This is a genomic window from Pseudoxanthomonas sp. 97-1-1 (genome assembly GCF_057773125.1).
This window is the reverse complement of sequence record NZ_JBYMTJ010000004.1, coordinates 311,705-333,180: the sequence shown is the minus strand read 5'-3', so window position 1 is coordinate 333,180 and position 21,476 is coordinate 311,705. Positions and strand designations below refer to the sequence as shown.

General features: G+C 68.4%; 23 protein-coding genes and 1 riboswitch. Of the genes, 9 read left to right on the top strand and 14 right to left on the bottom strand.

All coding sequences use genetic code 11. The features are described 5' to 3' along the window. Positions 1-11: 11 nt before the first annotated feature. The gene (locus AC3DET_RS16800; protein WP_337732877.1) at positions 12-560 is read right to left on the bottom strand and encodes a DUF2058 domain-containing protein; all 549 of its coding nucleotides are present in this window, start codon (positions 558-560) and stop codon (positions 12-14) included. 76 nt (positions 561-636) lie between these two features. On the opposite strand from AC3DET_RS16800, the gene AC3DET_RS16795 reads away from it, so the two are divergent. After that, the gene (locus AC3DET_RS16795; RefSeq protein WP_488392353.1) at positions 637-1,137 is read left to right on the top strand and encodes a M48 metallopeptidase family protein; all 501 of its coding nucleotides are present in this window, start codon (positions 637-639) and stop codon (positions 1,135-1,137) included. A 497-nt stretch (positions 1,138-1,634) separates the two neighbouring features. Here the strand turns inward: AC3DET_RS16795 and AC3DET_RS16790 are convergent, their stop codons facing one another. The 7 genes from AC3DET_RS16790 to AC3DET_RS16760 all read right to left on the bottom strand — a co-directional run bounded on the left by AC3DET_RS16790 (position 1,635) and on the right by AC3DET_RS16760 (position 7,969). Further along, positions 1,635-1,931 (bottom strand): hypothetical protein, encoded by a 297-nt coding sequence (locus AC3DET_RS16790; RefSeq protein ID WP_337732879.1) that lies wholly within the window; start codon positions 1,929-1,931, stop codon positions 1,635-1,637. Between the two features lie 71 nt (positions 1,932-2,002). Further along, positions 2,003-3,460: a serine hydrolase domain-containing protein gene (locus tag AC3DET_RS16785; RefSeq protein ID WP_488392352.1), complete on the bottom strand. Its 1,458-nt coding sequence runs from the start codon at positions 3,458-3,460 to the stop codon at positions 2,003-2,005. 150 nt (positions 3,461-3,610) lie between these two features. Further along, on the bottom strand, positions 3,611-4,360 hold the full coding sequence (locus AC3DET_RS16780; protein WP_488392351.1) for a LytR/AlgR family response regulator transcription factor: 750 nt from the start codon (positions 4,358-4,360) through the stop codon (positions 3,611-3,613). After that, complete coding sequence (locus tag AC3DET_RS16775) at positions 4,357-5,454, bottom strand: sensor histidine kinase (protein WP_488392350.1); 1,098 nt, start codon at positions 5,452-5,454, stop codon at positions 4,357-4,359. Before AC3DET_RS16775 ends, AC3DET_RS16780 begins: the two co-directional genes overlap by 4 nt. Positions 5,455-5,938: 484 nt before the next feature. Then, a complete protein-coding gene (locus tag AC3DET_RS16770; protein ID WP_488392349.1) occupies positions 5,939-6,913 on the bottom strand; it encodes a S41 family peptidase in 975 nt (324 codons plus the stop codon). 98 nt (positions 6,914-7,011) lie between these two features. After that, positions 7,012-7,482: a LuxR family transcriptional regulator gene (locus AC3DET_RS16765; protein ID WP_488392348.1), complete on the bottom strand. Its 471-nt coding sequence runs from the start codon at positions 7,480-7,482 to the stop codon at positions 7,012-7,014. A 187-nt stretch (positions 7,483-7,669) separates the two neighbouring features. Next, a complete protein-coding gene (locus AC3DET_RS16760) occupies positions 7,670-7,969 on the bottom strand; it encodes a hypothetical protein (protein ID WP_192203185.1) in 300 nt (99 codons plus the stop codon). A 306-nt stretch (positions 7,970-8,275) separates the two neighbouring features. Between AC3DET_RS16760 and AC3DET_RS16755 the strand changes: the two genes are divergently transcribed. From AC3DET_RS16755 to AC3DET_RS16745, 3 genes are all read left to right on the top strand, one after another. Further along, the gene (locus tag AC3DET_RS16755; protein WP_488392347.1) at positions 8,276-8,728 is read left to right on the top strand and encodes a fasciclin domain-containing protein; all 453 of its coding nucleotides are present in this window, start codon (positions 8,276-8,278) and stop codon (positions 8,726-8,728) included. Positions 8,729-8,846: 118 nt separating this feature from the next. Next, positions 8,847-9,188, top strand: a complete 342-nt coding sequence (locus AC3DET_RS16750) for a cupin domain-containing protein (RefSeq protein ID WP_446538981.1) — start codon at positions 8,847-8,849, stop codon at positions 9,186-9,188. A 20-nt stretch (positions 9,189-9,208) separates the two neighbouring features. Continuing rightward, positions 9,209-9,697 (top strand): DUF421 domain-containing protein, encoded by a 489-nt coding sequence (locus AC3DET_RS16745; RefSeq protein WP_488392346.1) that lies wholly within the window; start codon positions 9,209-9,211, stop codon positions 9,695-9,697. 99 nt (positions 9,698-9,796) lie between these two features. On the opposite strand, the gene AC3DET_RS16740 is transcribed toward AC3DET_RS16745, so the two are convergent. Then, positions 9,797-10,417: a ferritin family protein gene (locus AC3DET_RS16740; protein WP_142122914.1), complete on the bottom strand. Its 621-nt coding sequence runs from the start codon at positions 10,415-10,417 to the stop codon at positions 9,797-9,799. A 337-nt stretch (positions 10,418-10,754) separates the two neighbouring features. Here AC3DET_RS16740 and folE point away from each other — a divergent pair, with 337 nt between their 5' ends. Then, entirely contained in the window at positions 10,755-11,360 is a 606-nt protein-coding gene (folE, locus tag AC3DET_RS16735) for a GTP cyclohydrolase I FolE (protein WP_142122915.1), read from the top strand. Between the two features lie 144 nt (positions 11,361-11,504). Beyond that, the gene (locus tag AC3DET_RS16730) at positions 11,505-11,888 is read left to right on the top strand and encodes a YchJ family protein (RefSeq protein WP_488392345.1); all 384 of its coding nucleotides are present in this window, start codon (positions 11,505-11,507) and stop codon (positions 11,886-11,888) included. 215 nt (positions 11,889-12,103) lie between these two features. Here AC3DET_RS16730 and AC3DET_RS16725 read toward each other — a convergent pair whose 3' ends face one another. After that, positions 12,104-13,435 (bottom strand): M20 family metallopeptidase, encoded by a 1,332-nt coding sequence (locus AC3DET_RS16725; protein WP_488392344.1) that lies wholly within the window; start codon positions 13,433-13,435, stop codon positions 12,104-12,106. A gap of 179 nt (positions 13,436-13,614) precedes the next feature. Between AC3DET_RS16725 and AC3DET_RS16720 the strand changes: the two genes are divergently transcribed. Next, positions 13,615-14,400 carry a TSUP family transporter gene (locus tag AC3DET_RS16720; RefSeq protein WP_488392343.1) on the top strand — a complete coding sequence of 262 codons (786 nt, stop codon included), beginning with the start codon at positions 13,615-13,617 and terminating at the stop codon, positions 14,398-14,400. Between the two features lie 156 nt (positions 14,401-14,556). On the opposite strand, the gene AC3DET_RS16715 is transcribed toward AC3DET_RS16720, so the two are convergent. Next, a complete protein-coding gene (locus AC3DET_RS16715; protein WP_488392342.1) occupies positions 14,557-15,867 on the bottom strand; it encodes an amidohydrolase in 1,311 nt (436 codons plus the stop codon). Positions 15,868-16,019: 152 nt separating this feature from the next. Between AC3DET_RS16715 and AC3DET_RS16710 the strand changes: the two genes are divergently transcribed. Next, positions 16,020-17,357, top strand: a complete 1,338-nt coding sequence (locus AC3DET_RS16710) for an APC family permease (RefSeq protein ID WP_446538976.1) — start codon at positions 16,020-16,022, stop codon at positions 17,355-17,357. 163 nt (positions 17,358-17,520) lie between these two features. Here AC3DET_RS16710 and purU read toward each other — a convergent pair whose 3' ends face one another. Together purU and AC3DET_RS16700 are read right to left on the bottom strand one after the other, a co-directional pair. After that, positions 17,521-18,372, bottom strand: a complete 852-nt coding sequence (gene purU, locus AC3DET_RS16705; protein WP_488392341.1) for a formyltetrahydrofolate deformylase — start codon at positions 18,370-18,372, stop codon at positions 17,521-17,523. Between the two features lie 10 nt (positions 18,373-18,382). Further along, a complete protein-coding gene (locus AC3DET_RS16700; RefSeq protein ID WP_337732893.1) occupies positions 18,383-18,700 on the bottom strand; it encodes a hypothetical protein in 318 nt (105 codons plus the stop codon). Positions 18,701-18,810: 110 nt separating this feature from the next. Here AC3DET_RS16700 and AC3DET_RS16695 point away from each other — a divergent pair, with 110 nt between their 5' ends. After that, entirely contained in the window at positions 18,811-19,869 is a 1,059-nt protein-coding gene (locus AC3DET_RS16695) for a linear amide C-N hydrolase (protein ID WP_488392340.1), read from the top strand. On the opposite strand, the gene AC3DET_RS16690 is transcribed toward AC3DET_RS16695, so the two are convergent. Then, the gene (locus AC3DET_RS16690; RefSeq protein ID WP_488392339.1) at positions 19,870-21,132 is read right to left on the bottom strand and encodes a serine hydrolase domain-containing protein; all 1,263 of its coding nucleotides are present in this window, start codon (positions 21,130-21,132) and stop codon (positions 19,870-19,872) included. It lies immediately after the preceding gene. Positions 21,133-21,239: 107 nt separating this feature from the next. Then, positions 21,240-21,473: riboswitch (cobalamin riboswitch) on the top strand. The last annotated feature ends 3 nt before the right edge of the window (positions 21,474-21,476 follow it).

The following is a 21,476-nucleotide window of genomic DNA, read 5'->3' as shown; positions in this document are numbered from 1 at the left end:
GGCGGTCTCTGTCACCACATCAGGTCGTCGGGCACCTGGAACTGCGCGTAGTACGCATCGTCCTCGGAGGTGGCGGCCCCGGTGTCGGTGCCCTGGCCATGGTCCAGCACGATCATGCCGGCATCGCGTTCGCGCACCTTGTCGGCGGCCACGCGCGGCAGCAGTTCGTAGCGGTCATCCAGCTGCACGATCACCAGCGCGCCGGCCGACAGCTTCCGTCGCAGGTCGTCGTTGACCAGCACGGTGCGGATGGCACCGTGCGCGGTGAAGCGGTATTCGACTTCACCCGTGCGCGGCACCTTGCGGTCTTCGATGATCTGCCGCGCCTGTGCACGCAGTTCCGCGCTGCGCGCCTGCGCCTTGCGCTCGGCTTCGATGGCGCGGTCGCGTTCGGCTTTCTCGGCGCGTGCCCGTTCCGCATCGCGCTGGATATCATTGGGCGCGGCCGGTCCCTTGCCGTGGCGCGCCTTGTTCTGCTCACGTGCGACCTCGGCCAGTTTGGATTTCTTGACCAGGCCTGCCTTGAGCAGCTGTTCCTGTAGCGGATTTCCCTTTGCCATGTCGTGGTGTCGTGCAGGAGGTTTCCGGGCCATCATACCCGCCGTCCCCGCCCTCCACCCGCCGTCCACGCCCACGATGGATGCCCTGAAATACCTCGCCGGTTACCCCGCCGACCTGCAGGCGCGCGTGCGTGCGCTGATCGCGCAGGAGCGGCTGGGCCCGATGCTGGCCGACAAGTACGGCCAGCTGCATACGGTGCGCAGCGACGGCCAGCTGTACGACTACGTGCAGGCGCTCAAGGAACGCCACCTGCGCCGCTCGGTGCCGCTGGGCAAGGTGGCCTACGACAGCACGCTGCAGGTGATGAAGCACGCGCTGGGTACCCACACCGCGATTTCACGCGTGCACGGCAGCCGGCTCAAGGCCAGCCGCGAGATCCGCATCGCCACCGTCTTCCGCGATGCCCCCGCCGAGTTCCTGAAGATGATCGTGGTGCATGAACTGGCGCACCTGAAGGAAGCCGACCACAACAGGGCCTTCTATCAGCTGTGCACGCACATGGAACCCGACTACCACCAGCTGGAGTTCGACCTGCGCTTGTACCTGACCCATCTGGAGATGGGTGCGGGCAGGTAGCACGCGCAAGTGCAACGCACCCGGGGAATGAAAAGGGGGGGGCGTGCAGTGCTCATGCTTCTCCCTCGCCCCGCGCGCGGTGGAGCAACTGTCTTGATCCAGGGGCAACGCAACTGCCGCTGCGTGTCGCGCGTGCATGACGCCTTCGAAGCCGGCGTTGCCCGGATACGGCCAGCGGCCGCATCCGGGCACACGGGGCCGGACATGTCCCGATGCCCCGGGTGCGCTGCGCTTGCCCGGGCTACGTGGCTTCAGCACCGCCTTTCTGCTCGTCCCTCATCCGCCCTCCGGGCACCTTCTCCCCGTGAACGGGGAGAAGGATTCATGGCGCGGGGCGTTTTTCTTCCCCTCATCGTCTGTGGGGAAAAGGAGGCATGGAGGAGCGTTCTCCCTCTCCCCGCTTGCGGGGAGAGGGTGCCGAAGGCGGATGAGGGGCGAACGGAGCGCGGGTGCGCCCGCTCACTGTTCGCCGTCAGCGTCCGGTGACGTGCACGGCGTCAGCGCGGCTGGCACACCGGCGGGTTGGTCATGCCGAACGACAGCAGGTTGCCGCCGTTGACGGTACAGGCATACGTTTTGCCGTTGCGGGCCTTGAGGGTGACGTAGGTGTTGGTGCCCTCGGTGCGGCGTTCCGCGATCGTCAGTTCCGAAGGGGACAGACCGAGCACGCCACCGGTTTCGGACAGGATGCGTTCGTCCGACAGGGAGTTGGTGCGGCTGGCGATGGAGCTGCAGCCGGCAGCGATGAGGCAGCCGAGTGCCAGGACATTCCAGGCGAGGGTGCGAAAACGCATCGTGTGAATCCTTTTCATGATGGGGGTCGGAGAGGCAACACGCGCGCAGACCCCGGAAGCGCGCGCGGGGATCACAGCGTCAGTTCGAGCGTCGCCTCGGCGTTGAACGCTGCCGACCAGCGGCGTGCGCCGGTAGCACGCAGGTCGTACAGGCCGTAGGGCGTGGCCAGTGCGGCGCGCGACAGCGAGCCGTCGCTGGCCAGCGAGACGATGCGCAGGCGCTGGCCGGGCCACGCGTAGGCATTGGCGAAGAAGGCGCGCAGCGGTTCCGCGCCGGCCAGTTCGCCGACGCAGCGGCCGTGCTCGATGCGGAACGAAGCCTCGGTGTCGAAGCGCGCGCCCTTCAGCGTGCCGGCCACGCGACCGGAGGCGGGGCAGGCCGCCGCGACCAGTCCGTCCGGTTGCGGGCGGAATGGCGCCGCCAGCAACTGTGCGGTGGGCTCCATCGCCGATACCCACATCGCGTTGGACAGCACGCTGGCAGCGGTGTGCTGCGCCGGCCACAGCATCAGGATGCTGCGCGCGCCGGTGGTGATGCCGGCGTGGTGCGCGGTGGGTTCGCCGTCAGCATCGCGGCCGATGCGCCAGCCGAAGCCGACGTCGTAGGTGCTGTCATGCGCGGGAGCGCCGCTGGCCAGTCGCATGGGTTGTCGCATCGCTTGCCAGCGCGCGGCGCCGACGATGCGGTGCTCCAGCACGCGGCCGCCGAAGGTGACCAGCGCCTCGGGCGTGGCGGCCAGTCCACCTCCGGGCCAGGTATAGCTCATGTCGGTGCGCGGTACGTGGCGCACAGCGCCGTGTTCGATGTCGTACAGCTGCGAAGCGTGTCCGCCATCCGTTTCGCCGTCGGCACCGATCGCCAGCCCATCGGTGACGTGGTGGCGGACGTAGTCGAGGAAGTGTTCGCCCGAACGCGCTTCGATCACCGCGCCGAGCAGCGTGTAGCCCCATGACGAATAGCGGTAGGTGGTCCCGGGGGCCGACAGCAGCGCGCGGCCGGAGAAAATGCCGACCGCATCGCGCGCGGTCGGATAGCGGACGCGACCGAGCACCTGGAGGTCGTTGCCGGCGTAGTGCGGAGCGCCGGAGGTGTGCGAGGCAAGCTGGCGCACCGTCACCGGCGACCACGTCGCCGGCAGCCAGGGCAGTGCGTCGCCGACGGGCGCATCGATGTCGATACGACCTTCTTCCGCCAGCTTCGCTGCCGCGGTGGCGGCGATGACCTTGGAGACGCTGGCCAGCCGGAACACCGTATCGCGCTGCACCGGCATGCGGGCTTCGACATCGCGCAGTCCAGCGCAGCCGGTCCACACCACGCGACCGTCGCGCCACACGGCGGCGCCCATGCCCGGCACACCGTTGGTGGCCACCAGGGCCTGCAGCAGTTGTTGCGCCGTCATGGCGGCGGCATCGTCGGACGGCCCGCCGCAGGTGTCGGCGGCAAGCACGGGCGTCGCCGTGCAGGACAGCGCAAGCATGCATGCGATGAAGCGCAGTGGCGCGAATGGACGGAAGGAGGTGACGCGCATCGGACGGCTCCGGAAGGGGAGCCCTCACCCTAGTGGCGCGATCCTGCGTTGTCGTCGCGCGTGCGGCTGCACGTGCACGCGCTGCGCCGGTCCGGTGGGGCGGTGTCCGCGCGGCGGATGAGACGGCGTGCGCGCGCGCCGTTGCCGGGATCAGCCGCCCGCGTGCAGCGCAGACAGCAGCGCGTCGATGTAGGTGCGGCTGACGCGCACCGGCGTGCCGTCGTGCAGCCGCAGCACCGCATCGCGGTTGGTCAGCGGCTGCAGCTCCGCCACCTGGTCCAGGCGCACGATGGAAGAGCGGTGCACGCGCACGAAGCGCGCCGGGTCCAGCTGCGCGGCGAGCTGGTGCAGCGATTCGCGCACGATGTACGTGCGTTCGCCGACATGCAGCACGGCGTAATCGCCGTCGGCGCCGATCCACGCGACGCTGGCGGCGCGGATGAAGAGCGTGCGGTGGCCGATCCGCACCGAGAATTTCTCCAGGTGCCGCGTCGGCGCGTCGGCGACGGGCAGCGTGCGCGCCGTGTCCAGGTCACGCAGGCGCAGCAGCTGGCGCGCGCGGGTCATGGCCTCGGCGAAACGCACGTCATCGACGGGCTTGAGCAGGTAGTCGACGGCGTTCAGGGCGAACGCCCTGACCGCGAAGCTGTCGTGCGCGGTCAGCAGGATCGCCAGTGGTCGCTGTTGCGGCGGCAGCGCCGCCAGCACGTCCAGGCCGGTCATGCCCGGCATCTGCACATCCATGAAGACCAGATCAGGTGGCTGCGCCTGCAGGCCGGCCAGCGCGGTGGTGCCGTCTTCGTACTCGCCCACCACCTGCAGATCGTCGAACGCCGCCAGCAACGACAGTACACCGCGCCGTGCCAGCGGTTCGTCGTCGACCACGCAGACGCGGATCACGCGGCCGGCTCCGGCGCGGTGCGCAGCGGCAACGTCAGCCGGACGCGGTAACGCCCCGCATCGATGCCGGCCTGCAGGCCGGCGTGGTCCGGATAAAGCCGGGCGAGGCGGCCACGCACGTTGTCCAGGCCGACGGCGGTACGCGCGTCCTCCGATCGTGGTGGTGCTTCGCCGGGCGCAGGAAGGTCGTTGTCGATGCGGATATCCAGCTGCGTATCGTCGCGGGCGATGCGGATGTCCAGGCGGCCCGGCGCACTGCGCGGGGCGATGCCGTGGCGGATCGCGTTCTCCACCAGCGGCTGCAGCAGCAGCCCGGGCACGTGCGCGCCGAGCACGCCGTCACCGACATGCCACGACAGCAGCAGGCGCCGGCCAAGCCTTGCTTTTTCCACTTCCAGATAGGCTTCGGTCATGACGATCTCTTCGGCCAGCGTCACCTCGTGTCCCGCGCGTGCGTCGAGCACCGCGCGCAGGAAGTCGCCGAGCCGCGCCAGCATCTGCCGTGCTTCCGGGCCCCGCTCCTCGGCGACCAGTGCGGAGACCGCGTTGAGCGTGTTGAACAGGAAGTGCGGCTGCAGCTGGTAGCGCAGTGCACGCAGTTCGGCATCACGCGCCAGGGCACGCGCCTCCAGGTGCCGGGCCTGCTCGTGGCGCAGCTCCGCGTAGTACGTCACCACCGCATGCACCGCGCAGTACGCCACCAGCACCAGCCAGGCGCCTTCCAGGCCACGGAACAACAAGCCGACATCCAGCGTGCCCGGCGCGACAAGACGCGCCAGGCTGCCTGAGGTGGCGGCCTGAAGTGCGACACTGAGCAGGCGCGTGGCCAGCGCCATCGCATAGGTCGCCAGCAGCAGCACCAGCGCGATCCGCCACACCGCCATGCCGCGCCGCCACAGCCATCGCTGCAAAGCGGTCAGCGGCAGCACCCACAACACGAACGCCGACAGGTACAGCGTGCGTGCCAGCGTGGCATTGCCGTGGCCGAGGATCGGCATGGCCATCACCAGCAGGCAGACGCCCAGCGGCAGCCCGGCCAGCACCGGCAGCCAGAACGGCGGCAACGCGTGCCGGCTGGCGCGCGCAGGCGTCATCGGCATGTCGCACCGTGTTCGCAACAGGTTGAAGGACGTTCAGACGAACACATGGGCGATGGGCGGGCTCGGAGTGGATGAGGCATGGCGCGTGTCCATGCGCGGTCGTACGACGGCCATGGTCGGCGGGGAGCGCACGGACGCGCAATGGCGGATGCTCTGGGCGCCAGCTCAGCATGGCCGCCGGCACCGCCACCAGCGCGCTGCGCCAGGGCGGTGACGCCATGCGGTGGTGCGGTTGGCCGCAGCCATGGACGCCGCACGCCTACGTTGGGCGCAGGCATCCTTGCCATGCCTGCGAACGGAGAGGTCGGTGTCTGGCAGCATCGGATGAAGTGATGACGTCATCCGGGCGGAGCGATCCGGGTGATGCGGACGGCACGTGCAGCAATGCCGGGAGCGTGCGCCACCGCTTCGCGCGGCGCCGTGCCTCCTTGTGCCCGGACCCCCGCGGATCGCCCGCAGGCTCACGCCAACCTCGGCGTCAGTGTTGCGCGCACTGCTTGACCAGCCACGCGCGTGCGGCCTGCAGCGGCTGGTCCGTGGTCTCGTCAGGCACGACGGGCCCCTGGTGGATCACGCCACGCCGGTCCTGGATATGCGCGGTGGTCAACGCCACCATGCCGCCGTTCGACAAGCGCATGCTCGCGTTGGCGGTGGTGGCGCCCCGGGTGGGCTGGCCGAAGAAACGCACGTTGCGTTGGCCCTTGAAGCCCAGTGCCAGGATCTCGCCGGAACTCATTGTGCCCGGCCCCAGGATGACGGCGAGGTGCGCGGGCTTGCGTACCAGGGCCGGCAGCTCCGCGCGCGGAAACACGCTTTCGTTCATCCGCAGCTGTCCGTCGCGGACGTTGACCACCTGCGGCGCTCCGCTGCGTCCCTGGAAGGTCTCCAGTACGCCCTCGTCGTACAGCGGCGCGATGCCGCCCATCATCGGCCACATGTTGCCACCCGGATTGTGGGCGACGTCGACGATCAATCCGCAGGGGGCGTTGGCCAGTGACTGGTTGAGTGCATCGCGCACATCGCGCGTCGCCGCGGGCGTCTCGGCCGAGCCGCCGCTCCAGGCGTTGATCGCCAGATGGCCGACGCCTTCGACGGCGCCATGCGCCTGCGCGATGGGCTTCGGCGTGCGTGCCGCCGGGTTGCCGGTGGACGTGCCGGCCGCTGCTCCGGACGGCGCTGACGAAGGCGGGGGTGGCATGTAGAAGGAATGCCCATCCTTGAGGGCGCCAAGGACATGTCGGATGGCAGCGGTGCGACCGGCTTCGCCGGGCGAGGCCGCCAGCAACACGTACGCGTCGCGTTCAACGACGGGCCAATCCGGCAGGTGGCCATTCACGCCTCGCGTGCGTGCCGCTGCGATGACTTCATCAAGGATGGCGTCCGCCGCATGGAGCGGCGGTGCGCAAGCGAACAGGGCCAGGGCGATGGCGGAAAGACGGGTGCGTAGCTTCACGAATGCGCGTTCCTTGTGCATGGGGAATCGGAGGGAGGCGGGCGGAACTTCGACGTTCCTTTCGTTGGTGGTGGTCCGCAGGTGGGGCGGGTGCGCCTTCAGGGCAGCCGCTTGAACGTCGTCGTCTGCAGGAACGGGGTGCCGTCCTTGTGGAAGGCGGCCTTGGTTTCGGTCAGCGTGCCGCCGTCTTCCGTCACCGAGTAGATGCGGGTCGAGGAGGGCGTGCCCTGGTAGGCGAGCTGCAGCACCACCACGTTGGGGGCGGGCATCTTCGCCGTGCCGACGTCGGCCCAGTAGCTGCCGGTGATCTTGCCGGGTGTCCCGTCCAGCGCCAGGGTGGCGTCCGAATCCATCGTGCCGCCATTCGGATCGACGATCTCGATATGCGTCGACCACATCCCGTCGCCGGGCTGCCTGAATTCCATCGTGACGCTGCGCGGGCGGGCGTCGGGGGGCATCGGCAACGTCGCCACATCCAGTGCCCAGCGGCCGACCAGCGGTGATGCGGCGAACGCGGGCGCGGCGTGCAGGGCGAGTGCGGCCAACAGGGCGAGGGACTTGGTCTTCATGGAGCCTCCGTGCAGGGTGGCGCGATGGCGGCGGGAACCGCATCCGTCGCGGGCAGGGCGACCATGCCATTCCATCCGCAATACTGTCCAGCCATGCAGCCCCGGCATGCGCAACGCGCCCGGGGCCAAGCGAGGTATCGGGATCTGCAGTGCCGGATGCGGCCGTGGCCTCACCCGGGCGGCGTGATCACGGTGAGGCGGATGCGTGCAGCAGCAGCGACGGAAGTGCGCGCCTCGGTCTCGCCCTGCGCAGTGCATCCTTGCGCCCGGACCAGAAATGGATCTCGCGCTTGAGATGCTGCCCGAAGAACACCGCCACGCGTTGCACCACGCCGGTCTGCACGACCACCAGCATGGGTTCGCGCGCCTCGGCCGGAATGGGCCAGCCTTCGTTCTCGGCGCATTCCACCGCGCGGTCATTCAGCAGGTGCGCGACGCGCTGGAAGCCGGATGCATTCGAGATGACGCGATGCAGCTTGGTGTTCATGGCGGCTCCGGACGTTGTGCGAGCCGGCACACTGCGGGCGCGGAAGTTAACCAGTTTCGGAATTCCGCGTGAAGCCACGCTAGCACGTCGCCAGCATGCACGGCGCGGTTTCGGACAGGCGGGCGTCACGCCACGGTCACGACGGGGCGCGCATCGTGGCGCAGCTACGGCGCAATACCGTATCGGCTGCTCAGCCGCGCGCCACGTCTTCCACATCCTCCGCATTGAGCTGCACCTGGCATCGCGCCGGGTCACGGCCTTGGCCGTCCACGAGACCCAGGAAGGGTCCATCCCGCAGGAACCCCCATGGAAATGCAGCAGAAAGAAGGCCTCGTGCAACAGAACCTGGTAGGCACCCTGAGGAGCCACCACACGTTCGGCACGTTCGCCCATGCCATCGACAAGGCAGGGCTGACCGCATCCCTCAATGGCAGCGATCAGTACACCCTGTTCGCGCCGACCGATGATGCGTTCTCGGCGTTGCCCGCCGGAACGCTGGATCGCCTGCTGGAACCGTCCAACAAGGATGAGCTCACCGCGCTGGTGAACTATCACCTGGTCACCGGCCGCAAGACCACGGCCGATGTGGGCAAATGGCAGTCCGCGCGCACCGTGCAGGGCCAGGGCGCGCCGATCAGGATTGCCGACGGACAGATCAGCATCGACGGCGCCCACCTCACCCGGCCCGACATCATGGCCAGGAATGGCGTGATCCACGGCATCGACAAAGTGAACATTCCGGAATCCAGGCCTCACTGAGGTGAGGCAGCAAGGGAATGCACGCGGCGGGGAGCAATCCCCGCCGTTTTTTTGACGGAACCTGCACGTGCGACGACCGATGCTGCGCACGGACCGCGCAACAGGCGAGAAACGATCCATGAAATCCAGGCATCTGCGCATGGGCGTCGGCTTCCTGCCGATCTTCGAGGCGAACGGTGTGCAGGCGGCGCAGATGGTCATCAGGCCCGGTGGCAGGGAAGGCGGACCGGACAATCGCCATCGCGGCGCCGATCAGTGGCTGTTCGTCGCCGAGGGCCAGGGCGTGGCCATCGTGGAAGGCGCGCGCCGCGCGTTGAAGCCCGGCAGCCTGCTGCTGATCGAACGCGGCGAACGCCACGAGATCCGCGCCACCGGCCGTACGCCGCTGAAGACGGTCAACTTCTATTCCCCGCCCGCCTACACGCCCGACGGCGATGAGCGGCCGGCGGGCAAACCCTGATACACGACGAGGTGACGACGATGGAAAGCGTGGCGCGCAGCCTGTTCGAACTGGGCATGCCGTGGTGGGAATTCGTGTTGCGTGCCGTCGCCGTCTACGTGGTGGTGCTGCTGATGGTGCGCCTGACCGGCAAGCGCACCGTGGGCCAGTTCACGCCGTTCGATCTGCTGGTGGTGGTGCTGCTGGGCACGGCGGTGCAGAACTCGCTGATCGGCGAGGACACCTCGTTGCTGGGCGGCCTGATCCTGGCGGCTACGCTGCTGGGCCTGAACTGGAGCGTGGGCAAATTTTCCGCGCGCAGCCGCCCCTTCGACCAGGTGGTGGAGGGCAAGCCGGTGATCCTGCTGCGGCATGGCGAACTCTTCCGCGATGAGCTGGCGCGCCAGTCGCTGAGCGAGCACGACTTCGCCATCGCGCGCCGTTCCGCAGGCTACGCCACGCTGGGGGAAATCGAACTGGCCGTGCTGGAAACCTCGGGCGAGATCACCTTCATCGGCAGGAAGCCCTGATCCGGTAGCCAGGTGGGCGGCAAGACGGTGCGCCCATTCCTTCTCCCCGTCGTGCGGGGAGAAGGATGGCCGGAGACCGGGCGTGCGGCCGGTGGAAACTCAGTGCTTGTGCCCGAGCATCTCGTCGCGGCTCTGTTCGGCACGCGAGGCGCCGATCGCGGTTTCGACTTTCTTGACCTCTTCCGGGGGCGGCAGCACCGCGGGCATGCCCAGCGACTGGATCCACAGCTCCCGGCACCAGCCCATCGTGTGGTACAGGTGGTGGTCTTCGTCGCTTTCCACGGCCTTGTACGCGGGCTCCAGCACCTTGGCCAGTTCGCCGCCCTGTTCCACGACCTTGCCGATCAGTTCCCAGTTCTGATGGTCCTTGGTTTCGGCCAGTACGACGCATTCGGCAGCGACCAGTTCGGCGGCTTCCGGCGTGTCGCTCTTCATGGCCATCTCGATGGCTTTCACCAGCGAAGCGCCCTGGTGCGCGACCACGCTGCGGCCTGGCGACTTCTCTTCGGTATCCATGCCGAGTTGCTCGAACACGCGGGTAAGCACTTCTTCATGCGTGCGTGTTTCGTCGAGGTACTCACCCCACTCCTTCTTCAGGTCCTTGTTCACTGCGGCCTTGATCGCCGTGGTGTAGATCTGGATGCCGCCGCGTTCGGTTTCGATGGCCTGCAGCAGCAGCTCGTGGACTTGCGCGGTGTTGACGGTGCGGGAACGTGCCATGGCGGTACTCCGTGGCTGTGAAAGGAGTAACCGTTCTAGGCGCAGGCGCGAAAACACGATGTGACGGCGACGCATGCACGACGTTCACATAGCCAACTGCGCACGCGCCGGTGCAGCGCCTGCGAGGCGCGATGCGCGGCGTCATGTCGTGGATACCCGACGCGTGCCCGCAGTCCTGTTCCGGCAGCGGACATCGGCAGGGTGCGCCGCGCGCTGTGGAGGCGCGCATCCGGACGTTGCCCCGTTCCGTAGTGGTGAACGCGGCCCAGCCCGGGGCCGCCCGGGCCATGTCCGGCATGATGGGTTATCCTCCACGCCCCCCGCAGGAATCGATGCGATGAGCCAGTCCGACGACAACCCCGGCAAGGTCACCCAGGCGCAGGCCGAGGATGCCGTGCGCGTGCTGCTCGAATGGGCCGGCGAAGACCCGGCGCGCGAAGGCCTGCTGGACACGCCCAAGCGCGTGGCCAAGGCCTACCGTGACTGGTTCAGCGGCTACCAGATGGATCCGCGCGAGTACCTGGCGCGCACGTTCGAGGAAGTGGCCGGCTACGACGAGATGATCGTGCTGCGCGACATCGAGTTCGAAAGCCATTGCGAGCACCACATGGCGCCGATCATCGGCAAGGCGCACGTGGGTTACCTGCCCGACGGCAAGGTGGTGGGCATCAGCAAGCTGGCGCGCGTGGTGGACGTGTATGCGCGCCGTTTCCAGGTGCAGGAGAAGATGACCGCGCAGATCGCGCAATGCATCCAGGACGTGCTGCAGCCGCGCGGCGTGGCGGTCGTCGTCGACGGCGCGCACGAATGCATGACCACGCGCGGCGTGCACAAGCGCGGCGTCAGCATGGTGACCAGCAAGATGCTGGGCACCTTCCGCGAAGACGCGCGCACCCGCGCCGAGTTCCTGCGCTTCATCGAGACCGGCAACGGGCGGCGGTGAGGGCGGGCGACGTTGTAGGAGCGACGTGAGTCGCGACCGGATGACATCTGCGTCCATTCGCCTGCCGTATCCCGTGGCGCCCGCGTCCCTGTTATCGGGAGGTGTACGGTCGCGATTCACGTCGCTCCTACAAAGGGCACAAGCATGACCACCTGCCCCTGTGGCACCGGCCGCGATTACGCGGCCTGCTGCGGCCGCTACCACGTCGGCGGCGTTGCGCCGGATGCCGAAGCGCTGATGCGTTCGCGCTACTGCGCCTTCGTCATGGCGGATGCCGGCTACCTGCGCGCCACCTGGCATCCCGACACCTGTCCGGCCGAGCTGGGCCTGGACGCGCCCGGCGCGCCACGCACCACGTGGCTGGGCCTGTCGGTGAAGCAGCATCGCGTCACCGGACCGGATACCGCCGAGGTGGAGTTCGTCGCCCGCTACCGCGTCGGCGGTGGCAGCGCCGTGCGGCTGCACGAGCGCAGCCGCTTCGTCCGCCTCGACGGGCGGTGGCTGTACGTGGAAGGCGAGCATCGGTGACGGGCTTTTCCTTCTCCCCGCGTGGCGGGGAGAAGGTGGCCGCAGGCCGGATGAGGGGCGAACGAAGCGGCGATGCTGGCCATGTCGCGCGCCCATTACATGCGTGATCACTTCTTCTAATGGTTTCGCGTGCCGTCGAGGAACAGGTCTCCGTTCGCCCCTCACCCGCCTTCGGCACCCTCTCCCCGCTGGCGCAGGGAGAGGGAGAAACTATCTCAGCCCCTCGGCTTCTCCAGATAATCCAGCGTGACCTGCAGCAGTGCGCGCACACCGACGTCGAGCGAGGCTTCGTCCAGCATGAACTCCGGGGAATGGTTGCTGGGGGCGGTCACCGGGTCGGTGCCCTTCGCCGTGCTGCCGACGAAGAAGAACATCGACGGCACTTCCAGCGCGTAGAACGAAAAGTCTTCGGCGCCCATCTGCAGCGGCGGGGTGATGACGTTGTCCGCGCCGACCACGGCCTGCAGGCTCGGCGTCATGCGCGCAGTGAGCGCGGGATCGTTGATGGTGGCGGGGTTGCCGACGCGGTCGGGCACGTTGGCTTCCACCTTCGCGCCATGCGCGGCGGACACGTGGCTGGCGACGTTCTTCAGGTCGGCGAAGATCTTCTGCCGCATGCCTTCGTCGAAAGTGCGGATGGTGCCGACCACTTCCACGTCGTCGGGGATGATGTTGTAGCGGATGCCGCCCTTGATGGCGCCGAAGCTGACCACCGCGGGTTGCCGGGAGATGTCGGTGCGGCGGCTGACGATCGTCTGCGTGGTGCCGATGACGTCGGCCATCGCCACGATCGGGTCCACGCCGCCCCATGGCCGCGAGCCATGCGTCTGCCGGCCGACGACCTTCAGGTTGAAGCTGTCCGAGGCCGCCATCAGCGGGCCCTGGCGCACGCCGATCTGGCCGACGGGAATCGACGAGAACACGTGCAGGCCGAACATCGCATCCGGCTTGAAGTCCTTGAACAGGCCTTCCTTCAGCATCAGCGACGCGCCGCCTTCTTCGCCGGCGGGCGCGCCCTCCTCGGAAGGCTGGAACACCAGCAGCACTTCGCCGGGCAGCGTGTCCTTCATCGCCACCAGCGATTTCGCCACGCCCAGCAGGATGCCGGTGTGCGCGTCGTGGCCGCAGGCATGCATGACGCCGACGGTTTCGCCGCGATAGGTCGCGGTCGCCTTCGATGCGAACGGCAGGCTGTTGCGTTCGGTCACCGGCAGCGCATCCATGTCCGCCCGCAGCGCGATGCGCGGACCCGGCCTGCCGCCCTTGATGACGGCGGTGACGCCGTGGTGCGCGATGCCGGTGCGCGGTTGCAGACCGAGCTTGCGCAACTCTTCAGCGACACGCCTGGCGGTCTGCTCCTCGCGGTTGGACAGCTCCGGATGCTGGTGGAAGTGCCGGCGCCAGTCCACGACCTGCCGCTGCACGGCCTTGCCGGCGGCAGCGACTTCCGCTCGTTGCGCGGGTGCGGCGTCCTGCGCGGCGGCGGGCAGTGCGCAGGCCAGCGCGACGGTGAGCAAGGAAACGGCGAAGGGACGTGCGTGGCGCATCGTGTCGGCTCCTGGAGGCAAGCCCCGATGCTAACCGCAATGGGCTGGCACTGTAGGAGGGGCTTCAGCTCCGACGCCTTGCCGATAACGTCAGGTCGGGGCTGAAGCCCCTCCTACAACCCCGCCGCGGCTTCTAGAATGCACACGCGGACACGCACCGACTTCCGTCCGGAACCCCCATGCCCGACCTCGCCCTGCAGGTGCTCCTGCTGTTGTTCCTCGCCGCGATGCTGGCGGGCTTCATCGATGCCATCGCCGGCGGCGGTGGCATGGTCACCATCCCGGCGATGCTGTTGGCCGGCATTCCGCCGCTGCACGTGCTGGGCACCAACAAGCTGCAGTCGCTGTTCGGTTCGGCCTCGGCCAGCTGGGCCTACGCGCGGCATGGGCATGTCGACCTGAAAGGCCAGTTGCCGATGGCACTCACCGCCGCGCTCGGCGCGGTGGGCGGCGCGCTGCTGGCGACCATCATCCCGGTGGAGTGGCTGAAGCTGGCGCTGCCGTTCCTGCTGGTGGGCATCGCCATCTATTTCGGGCTGAAGCCTGACATCGGCCATGTGGACCGGCACCAGCGCATGCGCCCGCTGGTGTTCGGGCTGACCTTCGTGCCGGTGATCGGTTTCTATGACGGCGTGTTCGGTCCCGGCACGGGGTCGTTCCTGATGCTCGGCTTCGTGGCGCTGGCGGGCTTCGGCATCCTGAAGGCCACCGCGCACACCAAGTTCCTCAACTTCGGTTCCAACCTGGGCGCGTTCGCGGTGTTCGTGGCGTTCGGCGCGGTGCTGTGGAAGGTGGGGCTGGTGATGGGCGCGGGGCAGTTCCTCGGCGCGCAGCTGGGCTCGCGCTTCGCGATGAAGCAGGGCGCCCGCATCATCAAGCCGCTGCTGGTCACGGTGTCGATCGCGCTGGCGATCCGGCTGCTGGCGGACCCGCAGCATCCGTTGCGGATGTGGGTGGGCCTGTAGTCCTTCTCCCCGCGAGGCGGGGAGAAGGTGCCCGGAGGGCGGATGAGGGGCGAGCGCGATGCTTCGATTGCGTCCTGCACACGTCGGGGTCGACGGCTTCGTCTGCCCCTCACCCGCCTTCGGCACCCTCTCCCCGCAGGCGGGGAGAGGGGAAGATCAAGGTTTCGTGGCGAGATAATCCAGCGCCACCTGCAGCATCGCCTGGCTGCCGGTCTGCAGCGCCTGTTCGTCCAGCAGGAACTGCGGCGAGTGGTTGATCGGTGCGGTGGCCGGATCGATGCCCTTCGACGTCGCACCGACGAAGAAATAAAAGCCCGGCACCGTATTGGCGAACTGCGAGAAGTCCTCGGCCACGGTCACCAAGGGCATCTCGACCACGTTCGTTGCGCCGACCGCCTTTTCCAGCGAAGGCCGCACGCGCTGGGTGAGCGCGGGCTGGTTGATGGTGGCCGGCGCGTTGTTGGCCACCTTCAGCTCGGCGCTGCCACCGCTGGCATGGCTGTAGTCATCGGCGATGCGGCGGAAGCGTGCGATCACGTCTTCGCGCACCACCGGGTCGAACGTGCGCAGCGTGCCGACCAGCGTGGCCTCGTCGGGGATGATGTTGAAGCGCACGCCGGCCTGGAACTGGCCCGCCGTCAGCACCACCGGGCTGGTGGCGATGTTCACCTGCCGCGCGATCATGCTCTGCGTGCCCAGCAGGATCTGCGCGCCCAGGGTGATCGGGTCCACGCCATCCCACGGACGCGAACCGTGCGTCTGCTTGCCTTTCACCACCAGCGACCACTCGTCCGCCGCCGCGAGCAGAGGACCGCTGCGGTAGCCCACGCTGCCCACCGGCAGGCCGGCCCAGACGTGCAGGCCGAACACGGCATCGGGCGTGAAGTCCTTGAACACGCCCTCCTGCAGCATCAGCGCCGCGCCGAATACCTCACCGGCGACCGGTGGACCTTCCTCGGCCGGCTGGAAGACGAACATAACCTCGCCGGCGAGCTCGTCCTTCGCGGCGACCAGCGCCTGCGCCACGCCCATCAGGATGGCGACATGCGCATCGTGGCCGCAGGCGTGCATCACGCCGACCGGTTGGCCGCGGTAGTCGGCCTTCACCTTCGAGGCGAACGGCAGGCCCGTCTGCTCGGTGACGGGCAACGCATCCATGTCGGCGCGCAAAGCGATGCGCGGACCCGGCTTCGCGCCCTTCAACACCGCGACCACGCCGGTCTTGCCGACGCCGGTGCGGACCGTCAGGCCGAGTGAGCGCAGGTGGTCGGCGACGCGCTTGGCGGTGCGGACTTCCTGCTCGCCCAGCTCGGGATGCTGGTGGAAGTCGCGGCGCCATTGCACCAGCTGCGGTTGCGCACGCTCGAGCGCAGCGAGCGCGGTGGCGTCCTGAGCACGGACGTCGGCACCTGCCAGTGCGGCGGTGGCGACGAGCAGGGCGGCGAACAGGCGTTGGGCGCGAAGCATGGTGGCATCCGGGGCGTGCGGGGAGCACGATGCTAGCCCCTGCGGGGCGCGCGTCCAATGGCGAATCACCATGAGTGCATGCCCGCGCGCGGCTCGCATTCGATAGGCGCGCGTGGCAGGCTCGCAGGCCACTGAGCAGCCCCCGTATACCCATGACCCGCGACGCCGATCCTGCTTCCTCCCGTCCGCTGCAGGGCGATGCCGCATTGCTGCGCGCGGTGGGCAGCCTGGCGCTGGCGGCCGCCGTCATCAACATCATCGTCGGCGGCGGCATCTTCAAGATGCCGGCGGCGCTGTCATCGCAGGTCGGTGCGGCCGCGCCACTGGCGCTGCTGGCCGGCGCGGTGGTGATGGTGCCGGTGGCGTTGTGCTTCGCCGCCATCGGCAGCCGCGCCTCCGCCACCGGTGGACCGTACACCTATGTCAGCGCAGTGTTCGGCACGCTGCCGGGCTTCCTGGCCGGGGCGTTGATGTGGATCTGCAACGTGGCCTCCAGTGCCGGCGTGGCGGCGGCGCTGTCGCTGCAGGTCGCCAGCCTGTGGCCCGTGTTCGCCGCGCCGGTGCCGCGCGCGCTGTTGCTACTGGGCGTGTACGCCGCGATCTACGCACTGAACGCCTTCGGCGTGAAGCTGGGCGCGCGCGCCGTAATGACGCTGGCCACGCTGAAGCTGGTGCCGCTGTTCCTGCTGGTGCTCGTGGGCCTGGCCTTCGTCGACACCACGCAGGTCAGCTTTGCCTTCACCGACGTGCCGTCGTGGACGGCGCTGGGCGCGGCCATGGTGATGGTGGTGTTCGCGTATTCCGGCGTGGAGACGGCGCTGATTCCCGGTGGCGAAGTGCGCGATCCCTCGCGCAGCGTACCGCGCGCTGCGCTCAGCGCCATCCTGCTGGTGGTGCTGCTGTACCTGGGCCTGCAGATCGTCTGCCAGGGCGTGCTGGGCCCGGCCCTGGCGAGCAGCAGTGTGCCGATCGCCGAGGCCGCGGGCCGGCTGTGGGATCCGGCGCGCATCGCGCTGCTGGTCACCGCCTGCATCTCGATGGCGGGTTTCCTGCTGGGCAACCTGCTGGGTTCGTCGCGGTTGCTGTTCGCGCTGGGTCGCGATGGCTACCTGCCGCAGGCCTTCGGCCGCGTCAGCGCCGCCCACCGTGTACCGCTGCTGGCGCTGGCCACGCACGCCGGCATTGCCTGCCTGCTGGCGGTGGTGGGCAACTTCGAAGCACTGGTGCTGATCTCGGGCGGGGCCGTGTGCCTGGTGTACGTGATGGTGTGCGTGGCGGCATGGCGCGCGCAGCGAAGCGACCTGCGCGAGCGCGGTGAGCCCTTCGTGCTGCGCGGCGGTCCGCTGGTGCCGGGGTTGGCGGTGGTCGGCATGGTCGCCATCCTGACCACGCTGAGCGCGCGCGAATGGACGGCGATCGGTGTGGCGGTGGTGGTGCTGGCGGTGGTGTACGCGGTGCTGGTGGGGCTGCGTCGGCGTGTTGGGGCCTGATCTGTAGGAGCGACGTCAGTCGCGACCGCACGGCCAATCTTCATATGGCAAGCCGGTTGTTCTCCGTGCGGGCGCGCTGCGGCGCGTTCCTGTTCTGCACGGTGGATCGCTATCGGGGCGCGGTCGCGACTGACGTCGCTCCTACAGGAAGCCCATCCCCTGCTCAGCGGAACACCACTGTCCGGTGCCCGTTCAACAGGATCCGGTGTTCCACGTGGCGGCGCACTGCGCGGGCCAGCACCAGCGATTCGATATCGCTGCCCATGCGGACCAGTTCCTTCGGCGTCATCGCATGGTCCACGCGGGCGACGTCCTGTTCGATGATCGGGCCTTCGTCCAGGTCGCGGGTCACATAGTGCGCGGTGGCGCCGATGATCTTGACCCCGCGCTGGTGCGCCTGGTGGTACGGCCGGGCGCCCTTGAAGCTGGGCAGGAAGCTGTGGTGGATGTTGATCGCGCGGCCGGCCAGCGCATCGCACAGCGCGGGCGAGAGGATCTGCATGTAGCGGGCCAGCACGACCAGGTCGATCTGCTCGCGTTCGACCAGGTCGATGATGCGCTGCTCCTGCTCGTCCCGATGCGCCGCGGAGATGGGCAGGTGGTGGAACGCCACGCCGTAGGATTGCGCCAGCGCCGCGAAGTCGTCGTGGTTGGACGCGACGCAGGCGATCTCCACCGGCAGCTGCCGGCTGTGCACGCGGAACAGCAGGTCGTTGAGGCAATGGCCCTGCTTGCTCACCAGCACCATCAGCCGCGCCTTGCGGCGTGCGTCGTGGATCTGCCATTCCATCGCGAACGCGTCGGCCAGCGGCGCGAAGCGCGCGCGCAGGGCATCGGCGGCAATCGCCTCCGGCAGATCGAAATGCACGCGCAGGAAGAAGCGGCCGGATTCGTCGTCGCCGAACTGCTGGGCGTCCAGGATGTTGCAGCCCGCGTCGAACAGCAGGCCGGTGACGCGATAGACGATGCCGGTGGTATCCGGGCAGGAGAGCGTGAGGATGTGGTCGCGGCGCATGGGGGTCTGCTTACTCGCAGCGGGCCGCGGTGATGCGATTGTCGGCGTCGAGGTAGACACGCAGGCGGTCGTTGCGCGCGTCGTGCTTCACGACCGTCTTCGGGCCGATGGGGTTGACCAGTCCGGCACCGCTCTCGCGCGACAGGCGCTTGAGCGTGGCCTCATCCGCAGGTTGACCCGTCGCCCAGCCAAGCGCGCTATCGCTGCAGCGCCCGCCGCCCTCCACCTGGGGGCCAGGGGTGCTGACGCAGGAAGACAGGGCGAAGGCGGCGCCTGTCAGCAGGAAGGCCTGGAAAGACGAACGGTGCAACAGGCGAGGGGATGTCATGGCAGCATCTCCGGATGCGGGGGAGGACCGCTGTTTAACACACTCGCTGGCTCAAAGGGCGGGCCCCCGCCGCCATCGCCTGCTGCCGTCCCACGCCTACGGAGATCGCCATGGATCGTCGCTTCGTTCTGCCGCTTGCCCTTGCCGCCGTGCTGTTGCCCACCCTGTCCTCCCGGCCCGCCGCTGCCTGCACCCGGCTGGTCTATCTGGGGGCGGGCAACGACGTCATCACCGCCCGTTCGATGGACTGGAAGAACGACGTGGCGACGAACCTGTGGATCTTCCCGCGCGGCATGCAGCGCAGCGGACAGGCGGGGCCGAACTCGATCACGTGGACATCGAAGTACGGCAGCGTCATCGCCACCGGCTACGAGGTCTCCACCACCGACGGCATGAACGAGGCCGGCCTGATGGCCAACGTGCTGTGGCTGGTGGAATCCGAGTACCCGGTCTACAACGGGCGCGGCCCGGGCCTGAGCATCGCGGCGTGGGCGCAGTACGCGCTGGACAACTACGGCAGCGTGAAGGAAGCCGTCGAGGCGCTGCGCAAGGAGCCCTTCACCCTGGTGACCGACAAGGTGCCCGGCGAGGACCGGCTGGCCACGCTGCACCTGTCGCTGTCGGACGCCAGCGGCGACAGCGCCATCATCGAGTACATCGGCGGGAAGCAGGTGATCCACCACGGCCGCCAGTACCAGGTGATGACCAATTCGCCGGTGTTCGACCAGCAGCTCGCGCTCAACGCGTACTGGAAGCAGATCGGGGGCACGGTGATGCTGCCGGGTACCAACCGCGCCGCGGACCGCTTCGCGCGCGCGTCGTTCTACGTCAACGCGATTCCGAAGAGCGAAGATCCGGTGAAGGCACTGGCCAGCGTCTTCAGCGTGATCCGCAATGCATCGGTGCCATTCGGCATCAACACGCCGGAAGAACCCAACATCTCCTCCACCCGCTGGCGCACGGTGGCCGACCACAAGCGCAAGCTGTACTTCTTCGAATCCGCGCTGACGCCGAACACCTTCTGGGTGGACCTGAAGGACGTGGACTTCTCGAAGGAGACCGGCAAGGTGCTGCGGCTGGACCTGGGCCCGGACCAGCGCAACGTGTTCGCCGGCAACGCGGTGAAGGACTTCAGGCCGGCGGAGCCGTTCGAGTTCCTGGGCCTGTAGTCAGAGGTCGAACGCCAGCAGGTCGTGACCGGTGGCCGCGCGCACCACGCGCCGGTACAGCACGTTGCCGCTGCCGCCATTGGTCAGCGCCACCAGCGCGCGCTGGCCGGCAAGATCGCCCAGGGCGAAGTTCTTGAAGATGCCGCCATTGCTGCCCGAGTGGTAGAACACGGGCCCGCGCGGCGTGGCTTCCAGGTTCCAGCCCAGACCCTTGTCGGTCCAGCGGCCGGGCACGTCGATCTGCTTCGTCAGCATCGCCGTGCGCGTGGCCTCGCTGATCTGCCAGGGCTCGCGCGGCGTACGCACCATCAGCGCCATGAAGCGGGCGTAGTCCGTCGGCGTGGTGCGCAGGCTGGCCGCGGCATTGGCCAGGATGTCGCCGGGCCAGTTCACCAGGCCCTTCGGCGTGATCGCCTGCACGTCCGGCAGTGCATGCGCGGCGTCTTCGTAACGCCACGAGGACAGCGGCCTGCCCCAGCGACCGGCGATGACCTGCGCCGCACTCCACTGTTCGCGCAGCATCTGCGGCGGCATGCCGGGCTCTTCGTCCTCGACGGCGCGATGGCCATGGACCGAACGCGCGGCGAGGTCCGCGCTCCACGTGTAGCTGCTGTCGCGCATGCCGGCCGGACCGAACAGCAGGCGGTGCATGGACTCGTCCAGGCTCTCGCCGGTCAGCGTCTCCACCACCAGTTGCAGCCAGAAGATCGCCTCGCCCGAATAGTCGATGCGCGTGCCGGGCTTCACTACGGACACCAGTTTTTCGTTTGCCGGATCCTTGCGCCAGTTCGGCATGCCGGTGGAATGGCGCAGCACGTCGCGCGCGGTGACCAGGTCCACCCAGGGATGATCGGCCAGGTAGTCCATCCGCCGGTAACGCACCAGCGGCGCGTCGAGATCGATCACGCCCTGGTCCGCCAGTTGCAGCACCAGGTAGGCGAACACGGGCTTGCTGAGCGAGGCATCCTCGAACAGCGTGTCGTCCGCCACCGGCGTACGCGCCTGCGCATTCGATACCCCGAGGTTGCGTGACCACACCACCTCGCCGCGTTCCACCACCGCCAGGCCGATGGCCGGGACACGCAATGCCTGCATCAGGCGCGGCAGGTCGGCGAGGAAAGGATCGGGCGGGATCCAGCCGGCAGCATCGTCGCAGGCGGCGGCGCGGGTGACCTGCGGCCAGGTCGCGGCCGCCAGGGTCGACAGGGCGGCGGTCTTCAGCCAGCGGCGGCGCGGGAGGGATGGCAGGGAGGGATGATTCATGCGGGCCTGGTTGAAGATCGTGGCGTCATGGAGGTGGACGAACGAGCGACCGCAAACCCCGCCGCGAGATCGTCATGGCTGCACTTGACGTACCACCATGCCGGGGGTAATTTGCCCATCGCCAAGGTTTCCATCGCTTTATCCAGATATAGCGATGGAATTAAAAGGGAAGCCGGTGCGGCCTGTTCCATGGGCCTATTCCGGCGCTGCCCCGCAGCGGTATTTGGAAACGAACCTCGCCAACAGCACTGGTCCTCGCGGACCGGGAAGCGGCGGGAAGTAGGCCAGCGCACCCGCGCCCGTCCATGAGCCCGAAGACCTGCCCTGGCCGGAGGACACGACCG